The 17,286-nt window shown below is 61.3% G+C and carries 20 protein-coding genes; 7 read left to right on the top strand and 13 right to left on the bottom strand.

Features of this window, described 5'->3' with window-relative positions; translation table 11 throughout:
- The 3 genes from AB5Y53_RS13215 to rlmM are packed head-to-tail and all read left to right on the top strand — an operon-like array spanning position 1 to position 2,153.
- Complete coding sequence (locus AB5Y53_RS13215) at positions 1-636, top strand: alpha/beta fold hydrolase (RefSeq protein WP_368182254.1); 636 nt, start codon at positions 1-3, stop codon at positions 634-636.
- A gap of 43 nt (positions 637-679) precedes the next feature.
- The gene (locus AB5Y53_RS13220; protein ID WP_114523173.1) at positions 680-1,066 is read left to right on the top strand and encodes a DUF423 domain-containing protein; all 387 of its coding nucleotides are present in this window, start codon (positions 680-682) and stop codon (positions 1,064-1,066) included.
- Positions 1,059-2,153 (top strand): 23S rRNA (cytidine(2498)-2'-O)-methyltransferase RlmM, encoded by a 1,095-nt coding sequence (gene rlmM, locus AB5Y53_RS13225; RefSeq protein WP_041214679.1) that lies wholly within the window; start codon positions 1,059-1,061, stop codon positions 2,151-2,153. Before AB5Y53_RS13220 ends, rlmM begins: the two co-directional genes overlap by 8 nt.
- A gap of 66 nt (positions 2,154-2,219) precedes the next feature.
- Here the strand turns inward: rlmM and AB5Y53_RS13230 are convergent, their stop codons facing one another.
- The 7 genes from AB5Y53_RS13230 to queF form a co-directional block, all read right to left on the bottom strand.
- A complete protein-coding gene (locus AB5Y53_RS13230; protein ID WP_368182255.1) occupies positions 2,220-2,663 on the bottom strand; it encodes a hypothetical protein in 444 nt (147 codons plus the stop codon).
- A 120-nt stretch (positions 2,664-2,783) separates the two neighbouring features.
- Positions 2,784-3,791 carry an isocitrate dehydrogenase gene (locus AB5Y53_RS13235; RefSeq protein ID WP_368182256.1) on the bottom strand — a complete coding sequence of 336 codons (1,008 nt, stop codon included), beginning with the start codon at positions 3,789-3,791 and terminating at the stop codon, positions 2,784-2,786.
- A 142-nt stretch (positions 3,792-3,933) separates the two neighbouring features.
- Complete coding sequence (xni, locus tag AB5Y53_RS13240) at positions 3,934-4,731, bottom strand: flap endonuclease Xni (RefSeq protein ID WP_368182257.1); 798 nt, start codon at positions 4,729-4,731, stop codon at positions 3,934-3,936.
- Positions 4,732-4,853: 122 nt separating this feature from the next.
- Complete coding sequence (gene ppnN / locus AB5Y53_RS13245; protein WP_010673382.1) at positions 4,854-6,209, bottom strand: nucleotide 5'-monophosphate nucleosidase PpnN; 1,356 nt, start codon at positions 6,207-6,209, stop codon at positions 4,854-4,856.
- 158 nt (positions 6,210-6,367) lie between these two features.
- Positions 6,368-7,969, bottom strand: coding sequence for a diguanylate cyclase (locus tag AB5Y53_RS13250; protein ID WP_029313929.1), 1,602 nt, complete (start codon positions 7,967-7,969; stop codon positions 6,368-6,370).
- Positions 7,970-8,054: 85 nt separating this feature from the next.
- A complete protein-coding gene (locus tag AB5Y53_RS13255) occupies positions 8,055-10,325 on the bottom strand; it encodes a hypothetical protein (protein WP_114523178.1) in 2,271 nt (756 codons plus the stop codon).
- Between the two features lie 116 nt (positions 10,326-10,441).
- The gene (gene queF, locus AB5Y53_RS13260) at positions 10,442-11,290 is read right to left on the bottom strand and encodes an NADPH-dependent 7-cyano-7-deazaguanine reductase QueF (protein ID WP_368182259.1); all 849 of its coding nucleotides are present in this window, start codon (positions 11,288-11,290) and stop codon (positions 10,442-10,444) included.
- Between the two features lie 105 nt (positions 11,291-11,395).
- Here queF and syd point away from each other — a divergent pair, with 105 nt between their 5' ends.
- Positions 11,396-11,944: a SecY-interacting protein gene (gene syd, locus AB5Y53_RS13265; protein WP_010673386.1), complete on the top strand. Its 549-nt coding sequence runs from the start codon at positions 11,396-11,398 to the stop codon at positions 11,942-11,944.
- A 73-nt stretch (positions 11,945-12,017) separates the two neighbouring features.
- Here syd and AB5Y53_RS13270 read toward each other — a convergent pair whose 3' ends face one another.
- The 5 genes from AB5Y53_RS13270 to AB5Y53_RS13290 form a co-directional block, all read right to left on the bottom strand.
- Positions 12,018-12,803, bottom strand: a complete 786-nt coding sequence (locus AB5Y53_RS13270; RefSeq protein WP_368182261.1) for a Zn-ribbon-containing protein — start codon at positions 12,801-12,803, stop codon at positions 12,018-12,020.
- Between the two features lie 9 nt (positions 12,804-12,812).
- Entirely contained in the window at positions 12,813-13,124 is a 312-nt protein-coding gene (locus AB5Y53_RS13275; protein WP_368182262.1) for a hypothetical protein, read from the bottom strand.
- A gap of 181 nt (positions 13,125-13,305) precedes the next feature.
- A complete protein-coding gene (locus AB5Y53_RS13280) occupies positions 13,306-13,542 on the bottom strand; it encodes a DUF2789 domain-containing protein (protein WP_039039420.1) in 237 nt (78 codons plus the stop codon).
- A gap of 59 nt (positions 13,543-13,601) precedes the next feature.
- Complete coding sequence (locus AB5Y53_RS13285) at positions 13,602-13,898, bottom strand: DUF3301 domain-containing protein (protein WP_039039421.1); 297 nt, start codon at positions 13,896-13,898, stop codon at positions 13,602-13,604.
- 68 nt (positions 13,899-13,966) lie between these two features.
- Positions 13,967-14,995, bottom strand: coding sequence for a DUF3549 family protein (locus tag AB5Y53_RS13290; protein WP_368182264.1), 1,029 nt, complete (start codon positions 14,993-14,995; stop codon positions 13,967-13,969).
- A gap of 197 nt (positions 14,996-15,192) precedes the next feature.
- Here AB5Y53_RS13290 and AB5Y53_RS13295 point away from each other — a divergent pair, with 197 nt between their 5' ends.
- The 3 genes from AB5Y53_RS13295 to AB5Y53_RS13305 all read left to right on the top strand — a co-directional run bounded on the left by AB5Y53_RS13295 (position 15,193) and on the right by AB5Y53_RS13305 (position 16,929).
- Positions 15,193-15,528 carry a YqcC family protein gene (locus AB5Y53_RS13295; protein WP_202042134.1) on the top strand — a complete coding sequence of 112 codons (336 nt, stop codon included), beginning with the start codon at positions 15,193-15,195 and terminating at the stop codon, positions 15,526-15,528.
- Positions 15,525-16,304 carry a tRNA pseudouridine(65) synthase TruC gene (gene truC, locus AB5Y53_RS13300; protein WP_010673393.1) on the top strand — a complete coding sequence of 260 codons (780 nt, stop codon included), beginning with the start codon at positions 15,525-15,527 and terminating at the stop codon, positions 16,302-16,304. The genes AB5Y53_RS13295 and truC overlap by 4 nt, the downstream gene beginning before the upstream one ends.
- Before the next feature lie 184 nt (positions 16,305-16,488).
- Positions 16,489-16,929 (top strand): flavodoxin, encoded by a 441-nt coding sequence (locus tag AB5Y53_RS13305; protein WP_010673394.1) that lies wholly within the window; start codon positions 16,489-16,491, stop codon positions 16,927-16,929.
- Between the two features lie 71 nt (positions 16,930-17,000).
- Here the strand turns inward: AB5Y53_RS13305 and AB5Y53_RS13310 are convergent, their stop codons facing one another.
- Positions 17,001-17,141, bottom strand: coding sequence for a hypothetical protein (locus tag AB5Y53_RS13310; protein WP_010673395.1), 141 nt, complete (start codon positions 17,139-17,141; stop codon positions 17,001-17,003).
- Between the last annotated feature and the right edge of the window lie 145 nt (positions 17,142-17,286).

The following is a 17,286-nucleotide window of genomic DNA, read 5'->3' on the forward strand; positions in this document are numbered from 1 at the left end:
GTGACTGACCTGACAAGAGAGGGGGCGAGTGACGCCCCCGTTCGCATTCTGCTGGCCCACGGCGCGGGGGCGGGCATGGAGCACCGCTTCTTGGCCGAGTTGTCGCGACTGCTGGCGGGGCCGGATATCGAGGTGGTGCGCTTCAACTTCCCCTATATGAGCAAACGGGCTCAGGACGGCAAACGCAGGCCGCCGGACAGACAACCCGTGCTGCTGGCTCACTGGCGCGAGATGGTGCGTCAGTTTGCCCATCCCCGGTTGTTTCTGGCGGGCAAGTCCATGGGGGGGAGGATGGCGGCCGAGCTGTTTTGCGAGGGGGACGACGAGATGGATGCTGCAGGATTGATCGTTCTCGGGTATCCTTTCCACCCCCCGGCCAAGCCCGACGCATGGCGGGGCGAGGTGCTCAAGCTGATCACGACGCCCACGCTGCTGCTGCAGGGGGAGCGCGATACCTTCGGTTCTCGCGCCGAGCTGGCCGATTTCCCCTTCTCACCCGCCGTATCGGTCCACTGGCTGACCGACGGGGATCATGGTTTCAAACCGAGAAAGGCGAGCGGCATGAGCGAGCAGGAGAACCTGCGACTGGCCGCGGAGCGGATCAAGGGTTTTATCGCGGCGGTGGGCCGCTCCTGACCATCTCGAGCGGGTCGAGAGAAGAAGCGTGCAAGGAGAGAAGATGCAGATCCAACGACATTGGCTGGTGCTGGCGGGCTTCTTCGGCCTGACGGCCACCATGCTCGGGGCCTACGGCGCTCACGGGCTGGCGGCGACCGGCATTGCTCCTTCGTTGCTGGCGGCGTTCAACACCGCCGTGCAATACCAGTTTTTCCACGCCCTGGCCCTGCTGGTGCTGGGGTTGTGCGGCGTGCGCGGCAAGGGGATCACCTTCGCGGGCGCCGTCTTTGTGCTGGGGATCCTGGGATTCTCCGGCAGTATTTACGCCATGGTGCTGCTTGGCAGCAAGGGGCTGGGGCTCATCACCCCGGCCGGTGGCCTCTGTTTTATGTTGGGATGGGCGGCTCTGATGTGGGCCGGCTGTCGTCTTGGAGGAAAGAATGAATAATCTGCTGCTTTATTGCCGCCCGGGTTTTGAGAAAGAGGCGGCGGCAGAGATCACCGAGCGTGCCGGCAACATGCAGTGCTACGGCTTTGCCCGGGTCAAGGACGACAGCGGCTATGTGATCTTCGAGTTGTATGACGAGGAGCAGGCCGATCTGCTGGCGCGCAAGCTGCCGTTCCGCGAGCTCATCTTCATTCGCCAGATGCTGGTGGTGACCCACGAGCTGAAAGATCTGGAAATAAGCGATCGGGTCTCTCCCATCCTGGAGGCGGCGAGCGGTTACGCCATTTGCGGGGATCTGCGGGTGGAGACGGCCGATACCAACGAGGCGAAGGAGCTCTCCGCCTTCTGCCGCAAGTTCACCGTGCCGCTTCGCCAGGCGCTGCGCAGCAACGAGATCCTGACCAAGAAGGAGACCCCGAACCGTCCTGTGTTCCACGCCTTCTTCCTGGCCAATGACCACCTGATGCTGGGGTACTCCTACTCCTTCAACAACTCTGCCTTCCACATGGGGATCCCGCGCCTGCGATTCCCGGCCGATGCCCCGAGCCGCTCCAGCCTCAAGCTGGAAGAGGCGTTCTACGTCTTCGTGCCGAAGGAAGAGTGGGACTTGCGCCTGTGCTCCGGCCTGAAGGCCGTGGATCTTGGCGCCTGCCCGGGTGGCTGGACCTATCAGCTGGTGCGTCGCGGCATGATGGTGACGGCGGTGGACAACGGCATGATGGCCCAATCCCTGATGGACACAGGTCAGGTGAAGCATATCCGTGACGATGGTTTCGTGTGGCGGCCGAGCAAGAAGAATACCTACTGGCTGGTGTGCGACATGGTGGACAAGCCGGCGCGAGTGACCCACATGGTGGCCGACTGGTTCAGGGAGAACGACTGTCAGGAAGCCATGTTCAACCTCAAGCTGCCGATGAAGAAGCGCTACGCCGAGGCGGTGCACAACATCGAGGTGCTGCGCGGACTGCTGGCCGACATCGACGGCGGTTTCATCATTCAGGCCAAACAGCTCTATCACGATCGCGAAGAGATCACGGTGCACGTCTACAACAAGTTCTGGGTCTCCAAGTTGTCCCCCAAGTCCTGAAGCAGCATCGGGAACAGGGCATGAAAAAACCGGACGGCGACGTCCGGTTTTTTTGTGTCTGGGTCATCAGAATCGGTAGTCCAGACGCATCATGGACTCGTCGTCGGTGATCTTCAGCTCAATTTGCAGGGGAATGGTCTTGTCACTGGGGTTGAACTGCATCTTGACGCCATCCCCGCGAAGCTTGACCGAGGTGTTGATGCCGCCAGCGTTGAACTTGATCCTGGGCTTTTGCTTTTCGAAGGAGAGGCTGACGCTCTTCTCTGCCGTGAGGTTCAGCTTCTGATAGGGGGTGACCAGCCGATTGCCGTTGCTGTCGGTGGTGATATCCACCCCCAGAGAGAGCGGCTTGGGCTGTTTGAGCAGATCGTTGGTATCCAGGGTGGATTGCCAGGTTTGCTTGGCTGGCGCCTCGTGCTGGGGAGGCGGCGTCAACCAGGCATTGTCGACTGGCCTGTCTAATGCCGTGGCACTGCTGCTGACGATCAGCAAGATGAAAGTAGCACGCATGGTGGATCTCCTTATCCCTCATATCAACATAGTATTCATCTGGCGAGGGAGGTAGGGAGGCGTTGGCATAAAACAAAGGGAGCCGAAGCTCCCTTTTAAAATCATATGGTTGGACTCTATTTATAGACGGTCGATGATGGCCAGGGTGAATTCGCTGGTGGACGCTGTGCCCCCCAGGTCACGGGTCACCCGATCACCGGACTCGATGGTCGCCCGCACGGCCTCGCGAATGCGCTCCGCCTTGTCCTGCATGCCGAGATACTCCAGCATCTGGATGGAGGCAAGGATCACCGAGGTGGGGTTGGCGATGTTCTTGCCGGCGATGTCCGGCGCAGAGCCGTGTACCGCTTCGAAGATGGCGGCCCCTTCACCGATGTTGGCGCCCGGCGCCATGCCCAGCCCCCCCACCAGACCGGCGCAGAGATCCGAGAGAATGTCGCCGAACAGGTTGGTGGTGACCATCACATCGAAGCGCTCCGGGTACATCACCAGGTTCATGCAGGCGGCGTCGACGATCATCTCCTCGTTCTGGATGTCCGGGTAGCGGGCCGCGACCTGACGGGCCACTTCCAGGAACAGGCCGGAGGTGGACTTGAGGATGTTGGCCTTGTGGATGATGGTGACCTTCTTGCGTCCTTCCTGGCGCGCCAGCTCGAAGGCGAAGGTGACGATGCGCTCGGCCCCTTCCCGGGTGATGATGCTCATCGCCTCGGCGCTCTGGTTGTCATCGCTGCGCTTCTGGCCGGCACCGGAGTACATGCCTTCGGTGTTCTCGCGCACCGTGATAATGTCGATGTTGTCGTAACGGCTCTTGGTGCCCTTGAAGGAGAGGACGGGGCGCACATTGGCGTAGAGATTGAACTTCTTGCGCAGGGAGACGTTGATGGAGGTGAAGCCGCCGCCGACCGGAGTGGTGAGCGGGCCTTTCAGGCTGACCTTGTTCTTCTCGATCAGGTCGAGGGTGGCCTGGGGCAGCAGCTCGCCATGTTTTTCCAGGGCTACCAGACCGGCGTCTGCGTATTCGTAGTCGAAGTCACAACCCGCGTGGGTCAGGATCTGGATGGCGGATTCGATGATGCTGGGGCCGATGCCGTCGCCCGGGATGACGGTAATCTTTCTTTTTGACATGAGGCGTATCCACTTCTAGGGAACAGAGGGGGAGGATTCGTCGGCTTTATACCATTTTTGCACCACATCCTCCATGTTTCTTTACATTTTACCCATTTATGTCAACAGGTACGGCCTGTCTTGGGAAATGGTGTGCTGGGGATCACGCCCCGGCATCAGGGATGGGAGGGTAGCGGATCTCCCGCAGGTTGAATCCGAGCGGGATATCGTGCTGCAGCCGGACCAGGCGTTGGGCCAGCAGGGCCTCTTCCCGGTGCTGGCGCAGCTTGAGCAGGGGTCTGGTGGCCTCCTCCTGCTCACAGGCCTCCAGCATGGCAGCCAGGTCCCCGTATTGCTGCAGCAACTGGGTGGCGGTCTTGGGGCCGATGCCGGGTACCCCCTTGATGTTGGAGCCGCCGATACCGGTCAGGGCCCAGAAGTCCACAAGCTGGGTCGGTGTAACGCCGTACTGCTGCTGGACGAAGGCGGCATCCAGCCAGCGTTTGTTGAAGTAATCCCGCACCCGGATCTGCGGGCAGATGAGCTGGCAGAACCCCTTGTCGGTGGAGATGATGGTGGCGCTGGCGCCGTGCTGGGCAATGCCGCTTGCCAGGGTGGCGATGAGATCGTCCGCCTCGTCGGTCTGGGAGAGCAGGGCATCCACACCGCACTCCCAGAAGGCGTCCTGCAGGTCGGCAAGCCCTTCCCTCAGCTCATCCGGCATGGGGGTGCGGCCCTCCTTGTAGGGGGGATAGAGCGTCTTGCGCCAGCTGTGGACCTCACCGTCAAAGACCGCGATGGCGTGGGTCGGCTCGCTGGCTGCCAGGAGCTTCTTGCAGGTGTTGATGAGGTTGGCTCGGGTGGCGAGCAGGGCCTGGGCCGGGGTCAGTCCCTGCTGGCTCTGCACCGCGTGCAGTCGGCGGATGAGGTTGAGGGCATCGATGATGAGCAGGTGTGGCATGGGGCACTCCGGGCGTCGGGGAGTGCCATTGTAACAATGGTGGCGTCTCCTGCTAACCCCGTAGAAGACCAGTCAATGAAAGAGGGGCCCATGGGCCCCTCCGGTGCATTGTGGTGTCCCGGCTATTTGACTATCTCGTAGCAGGGAACGTACTGGCTGCCCGGCAGCTTCATGCGCTGCTGCTTGACGAAGCTCTCCAGCAACCTGTCCATCAGGTGCATCAGCTCCTTGTCGCCGTGCAGCTTGAAGGGACCCTTCTTCTCGATGGCCCTGATGCCCCCTTCCTTGACGTTGCCTGCGACGATGCCTGAGAAGGCGCGGCGCAGGTTGGCTGCCAGCAGCTGGGGCGGCTGGTTGCGATGCAGATCCAGGCTGGCCATGCTGGCGTGATCCGGCTCGAACGGCAGCTGGAACTCGGGCTCGATCCGCAGGGACCAGTTGAAGGAGTAGGCATCTCCCACCGACTTGCGGTATTCGCGGATCTTCGGCATCGCCTCCTTCATCACGCGGGCCACCTCGGGCGCATCGCCGATGATGATCCGGTAGAGACTGGTGGCGGCTTCCCCCAGGGTCGCCTTGACGAAGTCGTCGATGGCGCGGAAGTAGTCGGCGCTCTCTTTCGGGCCGGTCAGCACGATGGGGATGGGTTGGCGATCGTTGGCCGGGTGCATCATGATGCCGAGCAGGTAGAGCAGCTCCTCGGCAGTTCCGACCCCGCCCGGGAAGATGATGATGCCGTGACCCAGACGCACGAAGGCTTCCAGCCGCTTCTCGATGTCCGGCAGGATCACCAGCTCGTTGACGATGGGGTTCGGCGGTTCGGCGGCGATGATGGAAGGCTCGGTGAGACCGATGTAACGGCCGTTGCGCACCCGCTGCTTGGCGTGGCCGACGGCGGCCCCTTTCATGGGGCCCTCCATGGCACCCGGACCGCAGCCGGTACAGATGTTGAGCTCGCGCAGACCCAGCTCGCTACCCACTGCCCGGGTGTACTGGTATTCCACCTCGTTGATGGAGTGGCCGCCCCAGCAGACCACCAGGTTGGGGTCGGCGCCGGGCAGGATCGCCTTGGCGTTGCGCAGGATGGCGAACACCACGTTGGAGATATGGGTGGAGCTGGTCAGGTTGACCAGACGATTGGACTCGAGCTGGGTCGACACATAGAGAATGTCCCGCAGCACGGAGAACAGGTGCTCCTGGATGCCGCGGATGATCTCGCCATCGACGAAGGCGTGCTCGGGGGCGTTGAACAGCTCGAGCTTGACCCCGCGCTCGCGCCGGATCACGTGAATATCGAAGGATTTGAAACGTTCCAGTATCTCTTTGGAACTGTCGGTATGGCTGCCGGAGTTGAGGACCGCCAGCGAGCAGTTGCGAAACAGTTGATAGATATCGCTGGAGGCCGTCTGCTTGAGGCGATCCACCTCGAGCTGGGACAGCAGGTCCATGCTGCCCACGGGATTGATGTGTGTAATCATAATTTCCCCTTTCACTCGCTTGTTATCGTTGTGCTTTCCCTGGGGAGAAAACGGGATGCTTTGGCATCCCTCGGGTTCGATAGTAGAGGCAAGGGGGTGGGCAGGGGAATAGGGGGACTGTGCGTTTGCCGCTTTTTTAGCCGCCCCTCAAAACGGATTCAGGCGAGATTGACCTGATCCCGGCCGGAGTGCTTGGAACTGTAAAGCGCCTTGTCGGCACGCTCGAACGCATCCGTGGTATGGTCGCCGGTCCGAAACAGGGTGGCACCGATGGAGATGGTGATCTCGACCCTGGCATCTCGAAAGCGGAACGGGATGCTCTTGATGGTCTGACGCAGGTTCTCCAGCGGCTTCTGGTACTTGTCCGGATTGATGTTCGGCAGCAGGACCACGAACTCCTCACCGCCAAAGCGGGCGATGAAGTCGGTGTCGCGCAAGGCGTTCTGCAGGGCTTTGGCAACCACCTTCAATGCCTTGTCGCCGGCCATGTGGCCGTAGTTGTCATTGATGTGCTTGAAGTGGTCGATGTCGATGATGGCCAGGCACAGGGGGGTGCCATAGCGTAGCCAGCGTTTGTATTCGAGCTCGAGCCGCTCGTCCAGGGCCGCCCGGTTGTGTACCTGGGTCAGGCTGTCGAGGAAGAGCTTGTGTTTCTGGATGGTGAGCCGCTTCTTGTACTCGGCGGTCTCGTCCTTCATCAACCTGAGCTTGGCTTCCATGTTGGAGAGGTGGGTGAGCAGGTGGCGCTCGCGGTTGGCCATCTCCTCCCGCTCCTGCTGCAGCCGGCGGATGGTGTCCAGATGCCCAGAAATGGCGCCCCTGAGTATCTGTGGCGAGTCATGGGCTGCCATGGCGCGATCGATGGCGGCGAGTTCCCGCTCCAGCGCCTGTCCGCTGAGATGGGCAGCATTTTGCAGCGCCCGCCCTTCATCCAGGGATTCGGTAAAGCTGTAATGGACCGAGGAGAGACTCTCGTTCAGGGTGCTGAGAAACGCCTGGGAGGCTTTGCGCTCTTCCCGGGTCCCCTCGATGATGAGTTCGATGATCTGCAGGCAGACTTCGGCCAGCAGGGCAGGGGTGATGCCCCCGAGCAACTGGCGGCGGATGTCTGCGAGGCTCTCGCCCACGGCGCCGGCAAAGTCGAGCTCGGTGATGAGACGCTGCAACTCGTCTGAAATCTGGGCATGTGCCTTGATGTCAAAGGAGTCGGTAGGGGCCGGGCTGGAAAGTTCGGTGGGGATCTCCGCCGAAGGGGGGATCAGCGGCTTGCGCGGCAGCAGCTGGATCTTGATCGCCTGTTGGTAGAACTCCAGCAGCCGGATCACCTTCTTCTGGTGATCGCCGATGCCGTAACTCTCCGGGCTGGCGAGAAACTCCTTGAGGGCGCGGCGGGTATCTTCCGGAAACCCTTTGATGGTTTTGAGCTGTTTGCTGCCGAGATCGATGGCTGCCCGGGTCAGGCTGATGGACTCTTCCATGGTGTGGCTGTGCTGCTGCAACAGCTTCTCGATGGCGATCAGATCGGCATCGATGGAGGTGAGCGGAGGGTTGCCTTCAAGTTTCTGCTTGAGCTTGGCGAGCCGGTTGTCGAGCTCGCGATCGTGGCCGCGACAGGCTTGCATCAACTTGCCGATGAACTGGATACTGCGGGTGCGTTCGGCATCGGAGAAGCTCGCCATGCCGTCAAGCTCCTGCTGTTTCTGCTGGAGGGATTCCCTGAGTCTTGCCAGTTGTCCTGTTACGGCAGCCATATCATTCATTCTTCAGGTCGCCCTGTTGTCATTATCGTTTTTGTTTCGTCCAGCAACAGAAAGCCAATCAAAGACCCCGTTGAGTACCTTTTTGTCACGGATTGTCCGCAACCTTCGTCCGTGAAAGCGCAAGCCAGTTAACCCATTGCTTTTCATGAGAAGAATTTACTTTTACCAGTCCCTTGTCAATTGCCATCAAGCAGCATTGCCACACATCTCCGTTAAAAAATGCGGCCTGCTGGCAATCGATGGCGGCCAGCTCAAGCCAGACGCTCTGCTGGCATTTTTCGCTGAGCTGAATGGCACCCGAGAGGGCCAGGTAGCAGAGATCGAACAGGCCGTGGTGATCGAGGGCCATGGCCGCCTTGGGCAGGAAGGGATGACTGACGATGCCGAGGCTGATGCGCCTGTCCAGCGGGTGCTCGCAGGGGAAGGCTGCCAGGGTGTCGAGCAGGGTCTGGGCCAGCTGATGCAACTGGGCCACATGGCGCTGGGGCACCACATAGAGCAGGTGGCCTTCGCGCAGGTCGTAGATGCGGCCATCTTGCGGGGTCAGTTCGTTGACGTAGCGGCCGAAGGCCTGCTCTATCTCGCGGCTGACCTGATAGCCGTGTTGCTCCAGGCTGTTGATCAGGAAGGGAACCCGGAACAGCAGGTAGTGCAGCTTGTCGTCAAATTCGCTGGTAGGGCGTTCGCTCAGGTACCAGCGCTCGGATTTTTGCTGGCGCTTGGCCATCTCCCGCGGCCAGCGGCTCATCAGTCGCTGCCAGTTGGCCAGGCCGCTGCGCGGCTCTACTAGCAGGGCCTCTCCCAGCTGTTTGGCATGAAGGCGCGCGACCCGCAGTTTCAGCCAGAGGGTGAAGAACAGATAGATGAAGAGTGCCAGCAGCAGCCCGGTGCTGACGCTGGTCCAGAGGTATCGCTCCTGCTGGTGCTGGCTGACGTCGAGTTGCTGTTCCAGCTCCTTGACCTGTTGCACACGCTCCACCTGGGCGTAGTTGTCGCGCACCGCCTCCTGCTCCAGCGCCAGCTGTTGCTGGCGAACCAGTTCGCTGCGCTGGTGGTAATTCTTGTAGCTCTCCAGGGCCTGCTGGAGGTAACCCTTCTGCTCATAGGCGACGGAGAGCAAGCGGAAGATCTCGAATTGGCGCCGGATGTCCCCAATCCGGTTGGCCAGGGTGAGAGCGTTCTCCAACTGCAGGATGGCGATGCCCGCCTCCTGCTGCTTGAGGTGCAGCTCTCCCAGCAACAGCAGGGTGTCGATGAGCGACTCCTTGTCATCCCCCAGCTCATGGGACTGGCGTGCGGCGTTCAGGTAGTTTCGCGCCAGGTTGAGATTGCCGGTCTGCAGGTAGGTCTTGCCTATCTCGAACTTGAGGTGGGCGATGCGGGTACGGTTGCTGCTCTCGTCCAGCAGGTCGAGGGCATTGAAGAAATAGACCAGCGCCATGTTCATCTCGCCCTGATCCCGGTTGAGGCGGGCGAGCACGATCAGGGCGTCGCTCAGCATGGAAGGATTGCCGAGAGCATGAAAATAGTTGGCCGCCTCGCTGGCGTATTGCAGCGCTTTTTGTGGCTCCTGCTCTTCCTGATAGAGGCTGACCATCTGGTTCGAGAGCAGGCCGAGGAAGAGGGGATCCTGCAGGGGCTTGGCTTGCTGTTGTGCTTCGATGTACTCCCCCAGTGCAAGCTGGGGCTGACCCAGAGCCTGATAGAGATCCCCGCCCACGGCGCTGGTCCAGGCCCTGGCCAGAGGCTGTTTGGCGTGATCCGCCCATTTGCGGGTCTCGGCCAGCTGCTGTTTGGCGAGATCGAATTGCCGTTCCTCTATGCTGGCGTTGACGCGCAGCAAGCGGCTGTAGACCTGCAACTGGCTCTCCTTGAGGTCGGGATTGGCCAGCAGTTTGTCGAGTTTGTCGAGCAGGGGGGCCGCGGCGCCATGGGTATGCTGTTGCAGGTTGCGGCTTCGAACCAGCAGATAGAGCCCATGGGCCTGCAGCTCGAACTGCTGCTCTTTCTCGGCCATGGCGATGCCCTGCTCAAAGGACTCCTGTGCCTGGGCGAACTGCCCTAGCTGCTGTAGACACTCCCCCTTGAGCAGATAGGCGCCCGTGGTCTGGGTGGCGGTACCGTAGTTCAGCATCGGCTCGCGATAGCCGTACTCCTGACGGTTGCTGATGATTTGTTTGGGATTGTTGGCCGTGCGTTCGAGGAAGGAGGTGGCAATCTGGGCACATCTGGCGGGATCGGTCAGCACCAGGGTCTGGGCCTGCTGCAGGTCGATGGACAACTGCTCCTTGGCCAGATCCAGATCAGGAGCCGACAGGGAGGACATCATCATTGCCAGAAAAAACAGTTGATTCATTGGATTAAGAACGGCACGGAGGTGCAGGCATGTTATCCAAGCCCACCCCCGCCCGTCCAGAGTTTACTGAGGTGATGCGCAGCGGGCCGCAGCCCGCAGGATGGCGGCGCCGGTGATTACTGGCGAATGAGGCGCAGGTTCGCCGGAACCGGCTCCCAGTCGCTGCGGAAGGGGTTGATGTCCAGGCCGCCGCGGCGGGTGTAACGGGCATGGACGGTCAGTTTTTCCGGGGCGCAGAAGTGCTTGAGATCGGTAAAGATGCGCTCGATGCACTGCTCGTGGAACTCGTTGTGCTGGCGGAACGAGATGAGGTAGCGCAACAGCTTCTCCCGGTCGAGACGCGGGCCTCGATAGTGGATCACCACGGATCCCCAGTCCGGCTGGCTGGTCACCAGGCAGTTGGACTTGAGCAGGTGGCTGTGCAGGGTCTCCTCCACGATCTCGCGACCGGCGGCCCCTTGCAGCAGGGTCTCGTCAAACTCGTAGCCGTCCACCTCGATATCCAGGTTGTCGATGCACTCACCGGGCAGCTGGGCTATCTGGTGGGGGGCCTGGTCGAGGGTGAAGAGGGTGACGCTCACCGGGGCACCAGCGCAGCCACTCAGATCCTGAACCAACAGCGCCTGCACCGCCTCCAGGGAGTCGCAGCGGGTCTGGTTGAAGGAGTTCAGGTAAAGCTTGAACGACTTGGACTCGATGAGATTCGGGCTGGTAGCAGGCACAAAGACCTCCCCGATGGCAACCACGGGCTTGCCTTTGGCATTGAGCCAGGAGAGTTCATACAGGGTCCAGACGTCGCTCCCCTGGAACGGCAGTTCACCTCTCAGGCCAAGATCGTCGCGGTTCAGGCTGCGTGGCACGGGCTGCAGCAGACTCGGGGTGTACTGGCTGATGTAGGCTGACTGTTGCCCCAGGCTCAGGCCTTGCAGCGCAATGGCGCCGGCGTATCTCTCTTGTTTGCTCATGCTGGTTTGCTCACGCTTGTCTGATAAAGGGTTTGATGGTGCAATGGCCCGATTTTTCGATCAGGTACTTGCGGCCATCAGAGGCCGCTATTGTGGGGAATATCGATGTCGGATCAAGTCCTGTCTGCCCTGGAGCAGTTCTTTTTACGCTGGCAGCGCGATGGCGAAGGAAGGCGGGGGCTGCCCCTGTGCGACTGGGAGGCCGATTGGCGCTCTCCTTGCGAGCTGGATGAACCCAGGGAGGGGCGAGTCGCCTGGCGTCCATTCCAGCGGGAGCAGGCAGCCGACTTCACGGCCATGGCGAACGCCCTGGAGCTGACCCTGCATCCCAGCGCCATCGCCCTGTTTGGCCACTGGTTCAGCCGCCCTCTGCCCTGCTCTTTCAAGGGGCTGCGCATCGAACTCATCCTGCCGTGGAACGACGCCGATCTGGATCTGCTCAAGGAGAACCTCATCGGCCACCTGCTGATGCTGCGCAAGTTGAAGCGATCCCCCTCACTCTTCATTGCCACGACCCGCAACGAGATGACGCTGGTCTCCCTCGATAACGAGAGCGGCCAGGTGTGGCTGGAGTGGCTGGACTCTGGGCGGCGCCTGACGTTGGCTCCCTCGTTGCCGGCCTTTCTGGCGCGACTGGAAACCTTGCCCCAGTGATGCTCCAAAAGAGAGGGCCTTGCCACCTGGCAAGGCCCTCTCTTTTTATTGCGCCATTGTGCGCGGTGGGCTCCTACTCCTTGAAGTCCCAGGAGAGGTTGGACACCAGCCTGCAAGGCTCGCACCTGAAGTCGAAGATCTCGTGCAGGGGGGCGGCCAGCGCCCATGGGCCACCACAGCCAGGGCAGGGGCGAGCCCGCTCTTCGGTAGCGCTCAGGCCACCTACCCGGTAGAGATAGTAATAGGTGGGGATGCCGCTCAGGACTTCCAGCCGTCTGGCGAGATCGCTGCCCCGGCGATGAAGGCGGCTGCCCACCTCGCCGATTTCGTGCAGGGCGGCGTGCTCGGCAATGGAGCCGTTCATCTGCAACTGATCGCAGGCCTCCCAATCTTCCTGCCACTTGATGATCTGCTTGTGATCACCATTCGCGACGGCGGGCAGCCGATAGAGCGGGATGGGGGCGAAGTGATCGCCGCAGCGCAGGGGAGAGCAACTGTGCAGGAAGCTGGTGTAGAGCAGCATCCAGCTGGGACGCTCTCCCTGCTCTGCGCACGGGTCCGTACTGTCCGAGAGCAGATCCGCCCCTTGCAGGTGGAGTTTGGGGGCGAGCAGGCCCGCCTGGTGCAGACCTTGCTCGGCAAGGGCGACCAGCTCGCTCTGGTTGTCAGGGTGCAGGCTGTCCTGCTCCGGGCAGACCACCCGGCTGACGAAATAGCCTTCGTGCATGCTGGTGGGAAACTCCCGCCCCTGGATCTGCCCCTGATAGCGCAACATGTCGAGGTAGTGGACGATGGCCCGCTCTGCCTCCCCGAGGGAGGTATCGCGGTAGCACTCAAAGGTGAGTTCGAGGATATACATGGCGATGGGTCAATCCTGCTTCTGGTTGAGCAGCAGGTCGGTGAGACGATCGACCTTCTGCTCCAGCCGGGCGAGCTGTTCGCTCAGTTGCTGAAGAGTGACGCTTTCCGTGGCCAAGGGGGATGCCTCGGGGGCACTGGCGGGGGCGGGCGCGGGCGCTGTCGACGCGGGCTGGGGTTGTTGCTTCCACTGGCTCAACACCTTGAGCAGCTCGGCCATGGGCACGGGATGGCTGAGGCGGGCCTTGACCATGGCGGTAGAGGGGGTGATCCCCCTGGCACTGAGTTCGTTGGCTATCTGGATGATCTCTTGGGCTGACATCTTGGCTCCTGCACGGCTGTCTTGCTGCGGGTGGATAGTGGCACAGAGCTTAATCAAAGCCTGTCCATCAGGAAAGCGGAGCGAAGGGCGTGGGTGGCGAGAGGGAGGGGCGCCTGGGTGATGGAGGGAGGGGATTGGCGGCTCCGCGTCTACCCAACGCTGGCCGCCGGGAGTGGGGTGATCAGGTCCCCTGGCGCAGCATCACATCCAGCTGGTCGATGGCTTCCGCCCAGTCGGCGTCGTGGCTGAGGGCATCGCGCAGAAAGCCTGCCTGGGAAGGAGTCCAGAACGGCGCGTCGGGCAACTGGGTATGGCGATCGATGGGATGGTCGCGGATAAAACGCTGCTGGCTGATGTCGTCACTGGCCAGCCCCAGCTGGGCAAACAGGGCGGCCATGTCATGGGTGAGCAATTCCATGTCGGTACTCCTTGGAAGGGGGCTGTGGAAGAGTATAGCCAGCCCCCGTGCTCTCAAATCTAGGAGGGGAGACGATGGGGTGGCAGCTCGACACCGGCGACATGCAGCCCCTGCATGCAGAGCTGTCCCTGATAATGGCTCTCTCCGTCGCTGGAGAACTCGAACTGGTAGTAGGTGAGCAGGCGCAGGGGCTTGTGCCCCAGGGCGCGGTGTGTCCGCGCCAGCGACAGCAGTTGCAGGTCGTGGTGCTGGCAGTAGCGGCGCATGTATTGCCAGGCCAGCTCCGCCTGGCGGCGCTGTTGCCAGAAGGCCCAGCCAACGAGGCCGAGCAGCAAGATCCCAAGCATTTCTCCCATCAGCGGGTTCCTTCTGTGATGTGTGTGGGGCCCTGTTCACCTCAGGCAACAGGGCCGTTGTGTCGGGCCTAGGTGGAAGCGAACAGGCGACCGATGGCCAGACCCAGGGCCTCGCTGCGTTCGGGGTCACGCAGTTTTGCCAGCATATCATTGCGCAGGGCCGGTAGCGTGACGAGCTCGGCAAATACCTGGTTGAAGAACTGGGTGGGTTGCAGGGCGAGCTGCTCCAGAAACAGGCCGAGCAGTTCGGGGTGTTTCAGATCGGGCCAGAGGCGGCCAGCGATGGCGAGGAGCAGGGAGGGGCTTGGCCGGGTTTGCAGCAGGGTCAGTAGCTTGTTGGTGCGCAGCCCGTTGCCCGGGCAGGAGGCCAGTGCCCGGCACAGATAGGCCAGGGTTTCGGGGTCAGGCTCGGCGCACTCCTGCTCCTTGCCGATGCGCTCCAGCAATGCACCTTGCAGGGCAGGAGGCAGGGGGGCGTTCTCCAGGCTCTGGCACAGGGCGTAGAGGGGGGCCTGCGGCAGCACGGGCAAGGCCTTGCAGACCAGTGCCAGGTTGCGTTCAACCTGCAGCCGCTCCGCGAGATCTGCAAACCCTTGCAGTCCCAGGGCCTGCCACCCCTCTTCCCCCGGCGCCGCCAGATAGTGGCAGAGGGCCTCGTAGTAAGCGGAAGGGGCTTGTTCCAGCTGGCGGGCCAGCTTGGCGTGCACACTGGCCATCTTGGCCTCGGCCGGACGGAAGGTATAGGGGTTGTCCGCCAGACGCTGGGCCTTCTCTTCGTCCAGTTCACCGGTGAGCTTGTAGCCCAGAGTCTCTACCACCTGATCCATGAAATGCTTGGGGCCGCTGGAAATGAGGAGGCCGCGCTCATCGAGGGCGAACTTGAGGAACCAGAGGTAGTGCCTGGATTCGGTGGACTGGAAGAAGTGCACGCCGAGCCAGGCGTGCTGCTGCAACGGCCAGGGATAGGGCTCCTGCTGCTGCTCGATGCGCACGAAGAGGTCGCTGGGGAGCGGGCGCACCTGGCGGCCCAGATCGAACAGCTGGAACTGGGTATCGGCCTGGGTCAGAAACTCGGTCAGGGTGTTGATGGAAGACATGAAGAGATCCCGCTTGAAGATAATGCGGGCGATTATAAGGGGGCTGCACCAGATAGCCAGAGGCGGTGATGCAGGGTATGAAGGTGACGGCAACATGGCAGCCATTGCGGGGTCGGTGTATAGTAGCGCCCCTTTTTGATGGCCGTATTGAGTGGGGCCCCGTCGCAGACCGGGCCCGCGATGAGGAAGTGAGCGAGATGAATCAATATCTGCTGGTTGCCGGTCTGCTGGGAGAGCTGACTGCCGAGTTGCAACGTCTGGAACGCTGGCAAGCCGACCATCCGGGGAGCGAGGCGCTGGCAAGCGAGCTGCCGTTCTGTGTCGATACCCTGAGTTTCGATCAATGGCTGCAGTTCGTGCTGATCCCGCGCATGGAGCAGCTAGTGGTGCTGCAGGCTCCGCTGCCGACCAGCGTCTCCCTCTATCCCATGGCGAGTGAGGTCTATAAAGAGGAGCTGGCGGAGGCCGAGGCCCTGCTTCGTCTGATCGCCCGTTTCGATCTGCTGCTCTCCGGCAAAGTGGTCGAACAATGATGGACGAGCAGACCCGGACAGCGGATGCCTTGCAGCCGACTCTGCTCTATCAGGATGACTGGCTGGTGGCGGTGAACAAACCGTCCGGTCTCCTGGTGCACCGCAGTTGGCTCGACAAGGCCGAGACCCGTTTCGCCATGCAGATGACCCGGGATCTGATCGGGGGTCGTCATGTCTACCCCGTGCACCGACTGGACAGGCCCACTTCGGGTGTGCTGTTGTTTGCTCTCGATCCTGCCGTGGCCCGTACCCTGACCGAGGCCTTTGCTGCCCGTCAGGTCCACAAGGAGTACCTGGCACTGGTGCGGGGATGGGCCCCCGAAGAGGGGCTCATCGACTATCCGCTCAAGGAGCAGCTGGACAAGATTGCCGATGCCTTCAGCGACCCGGATCGCCCCGCCCAGGAGGCGGTGACCGCGTTTCGTCGTCTGCATCAGGTCGAGTTGCCCTTCGCCGTCTCCAAGAAGCATCCCACCAGTCGCTACAGCCTGGTCCGCCTCTTTCCCAAGACGGGGCGCAAGCACCAGCTGCGCCGCCATCTGGATCACCTGTTCCACCCCATCGTTGGTGATACCACCCACGGGGATGGCCGGCACAACCGCTTCTTTCGCGAGCATTACGGGTGCGACCGCCTGCTGCTGATCGCGCACCGTCTGAGCTTCGAGCATCCGGTGCTCAAGGTGCCGATGCGGATCCAGGCGCCCCTGGGCCCCGAGGTGCTGGGTCTGTTCGCCCGTCTGGGCTGGCCTGCCAGCGAGCAAGACTACGGCGCCTGAGCCTCTTTCCATCTGTTGCCTCTGACCGGGCTGTGGCATGCTGTAGCCCAGGTACGTCAGAGGAATGACTTATGGCTCAACGAGATATCGCCTGCGCAATCGCGTGCCCCCCGCCTGTTCAGGGGGGCTCTTCCTACCCATCCCGGTCTTGCCGGGTCCAATATCTGTCCCTGAGGAGTCGCTGATGGCCGAGATCGACATCCTGGTCGGCACCGTCTACGGCTCTGCCATGCTGGTGGCCGAGACCCTCTGTGACCACCTGCAAGCCAATGGCCATGTCTGCCAGATCTTCGATGACGCGGCGCTGACCGACATCGATGCCTCCCGCTTTCTGCTCATCGTGACCGCCACCACGGGGCAGGGGGATATACCGCCCAATTTGCAGCCCTTTGCCAGTGCCCTGGCCGATCGTGCTCCTTATATGAAGGGATGGCGCTATGCCCTCATCGCCATGGGAGACAGCAGCTATGAACACTTCTGCGGAGCGGGGCGAACGCTGGATGCCCTGTTGCAGGAGCTGGCTGCCGAGCCACTGGTTGTGCACCTGGAAATCGATGCGACGGTAGAAGATGAGCCTGAAGTGGCAGCGCTGGCCTGGTTGAAAACCTGGGAAAATAGACTGTAGCCAGACCCTTCTCCCCGAGAATAAATTCACCTCCGTGAGTGTGCTGACGGGGGTGTTTTATTTTTGGGGCGTCACGCCTCAGCCCCCAAATATATCCTCTCTTTCGTCCGGTTATTTTTCTCGCCAATGATGATAACCGGTTGGCCATATTCATCATCACCCACGACAAATTGAAAAATTAAAAGTTCCGCATTGAAAGCGATTTCAGTCATGTTTTTGCTACTGCGATACGGATTTATCACTTAACTCTCGTCGCGAATTAATATTTGAAAGCGCTTTCTTTGGTTATTGTTTTTATTTTTTGTGCTTTTAATGGGTGATTGGTGCCATCAAATGCAAATTTATTGACTTTTTGTT

The sequence above is a fragment of the Aeromonas sp. R7-5 genome, from assembly GCF_040908015.1.
Taxonomy (GTDB): Bacteria; Pseudomonadota; Gammaproteobacteria; order Enterobacterales; family Aeromonadaceae; genus Aeromonas; species Aeromonas caviae.

What these genes read in the sequence shown, in the direction of transcription:
- AB5Y53_RS13220 (WP_114523173.1), top strand. Translation starts at nt 680, where the DNA reads ATGCAGATCCAACGACATTGGCTGGTGCTGGCGGGCTTCTTCGGCCTG.
- rlmM (WP_041214679.1), top strand. Translation starts at nt 1,059, where the DNA reads ATGAATAATCTGCTGCTTTATTGCCGCCCGGGTTTTGAGAAAGAGGCG.
- AB5Y53_RS13230 (WP_368182255.1), bottom strand. Translation starts at nt 2,663, where the DNA reads ATGCGTGCTACTTTCATCTTGCTGATCGTCAGCAGCAGTGCCACGGCA.
- AB5Y53_RS13235 (WP_368182256.1), bottom strand. Translation starts at nt 3,791, where the DNA reads ATGTCAAAAAGAAAGATTACCGTCATCCCGGGCGACGGCATCGGCCCC.
- xni (WP_368182257.1), bottom strand. Translation starts at nt 4,731, where the DNA reads ATGCCACACCTGCTCATCATCGATGCCCTCAACCTCATCCGCCGACTG.
- ppnN (WP_010673382.1), bottom strand. Translation starts at nt 6,209, where the DNA reads ATGATTACACACATCAATCCCGTGGGCAGCATGGACCTGCTGTCCCAG.
- AB5Y53_RS13250 (WP_029313929.1), bottom strand. Translation starts at nt 7,969, where the DNA reads ATGAATGATATGGCTGCCGTAACAGGACAACTGGCAAGACTCAGGGAA.
- AB5Y53_RS13255 (WP_114523178.1), bottom strand. Translation starts at nt 10,325, where the DNA reads ATGAATCAACTGTTTTTTCTGGCAATGATGATGTCCTCCCTGTCGGCT.
- queF (WP_368182259.1), bottom strand. Translation starts at nt 11,290, where the DNA reads ATGAGCAAACAAGAGAGATACGCCGGCGCCATTGCGCTGCAAGGCCTG.
- syd (WP_010673386.1), top strand. Translation starts at nt 11,396, where the DNA reads ATGTCGGATCAAGTCCTGTCTGCCCTGGAGCAGTTCTTTTTACGCTGG.
- AB5Y53_RS13270 (WP_368182261.1), bottom strand. Translation starts at nt 12,803, where the DNA reads ATGTATATCCTCGAACTCACCTTTGAGTGCTACCGCGATACCTCCCTC.
- AB5Y53_RS13275 (WP_368182262.1), bottom strand. Translation starts at nt 13,124, where the DNA reads ATGTCAGCCCAAGAGATCATCCAGATAGCCAACGAACTCAGTGCCAGG.
- AB5Y53_RS13280 (WP_039039420.1), bottom strand. Translation starts at nt 13,542, where the DNA reads ATGGAATTGCTCACCCATGACATGGCCGCCCTGTTTGCCCAGCTGGGG.
- AB5Y53_RS13285 (WP_039039421.1), bottom strand. Translation starts at nt 13,898, where the DNA reads ATGGGAGAAATGCTTGGGATCTTGCTGCTCGGCCTCGTTGGCTGGGCC.
- AB5Y53_RS13290 (WP_368182264.1), bottom strand. Translation starts at nt 14,995, where the DNA reads ATGTCTTCCATCAACACCCTGACCGAGTTTCTGACCCAGGCCGATACC.
- AB5Y53_RS13295 (WP_202042134.1), top strand. Translation starts at nt 15,193, where the DNA reads ATGAATCAATATCTGCTGGTTGCCGGTCTGCTGGGAGAGCTGACTGCC.
- truC (WP_010673393.1), top strand. Translation starts at nt 15,525, where the DNA reads ATGATGGACGAGCAGACCCGGACAGCGGATGCCTTGCAGCCGACTCTG.
- AB5Y53_RS13305 (WP_010673394.1), top strand. Translation starts at nt 16,489, where the DNA reads ATGGCCGAGATCGACATCCTGGTCGGCACCGTCTACGGCTCTGCCATG.
- AB5Y53_RS13310 (WP_010673395.1), bottom strand. Translation starts at nt 17,141, where the DNA reads ATGACTGAAATCGCTTTCAATGCGGAACTTTTAATTTTTCAATTTGTC.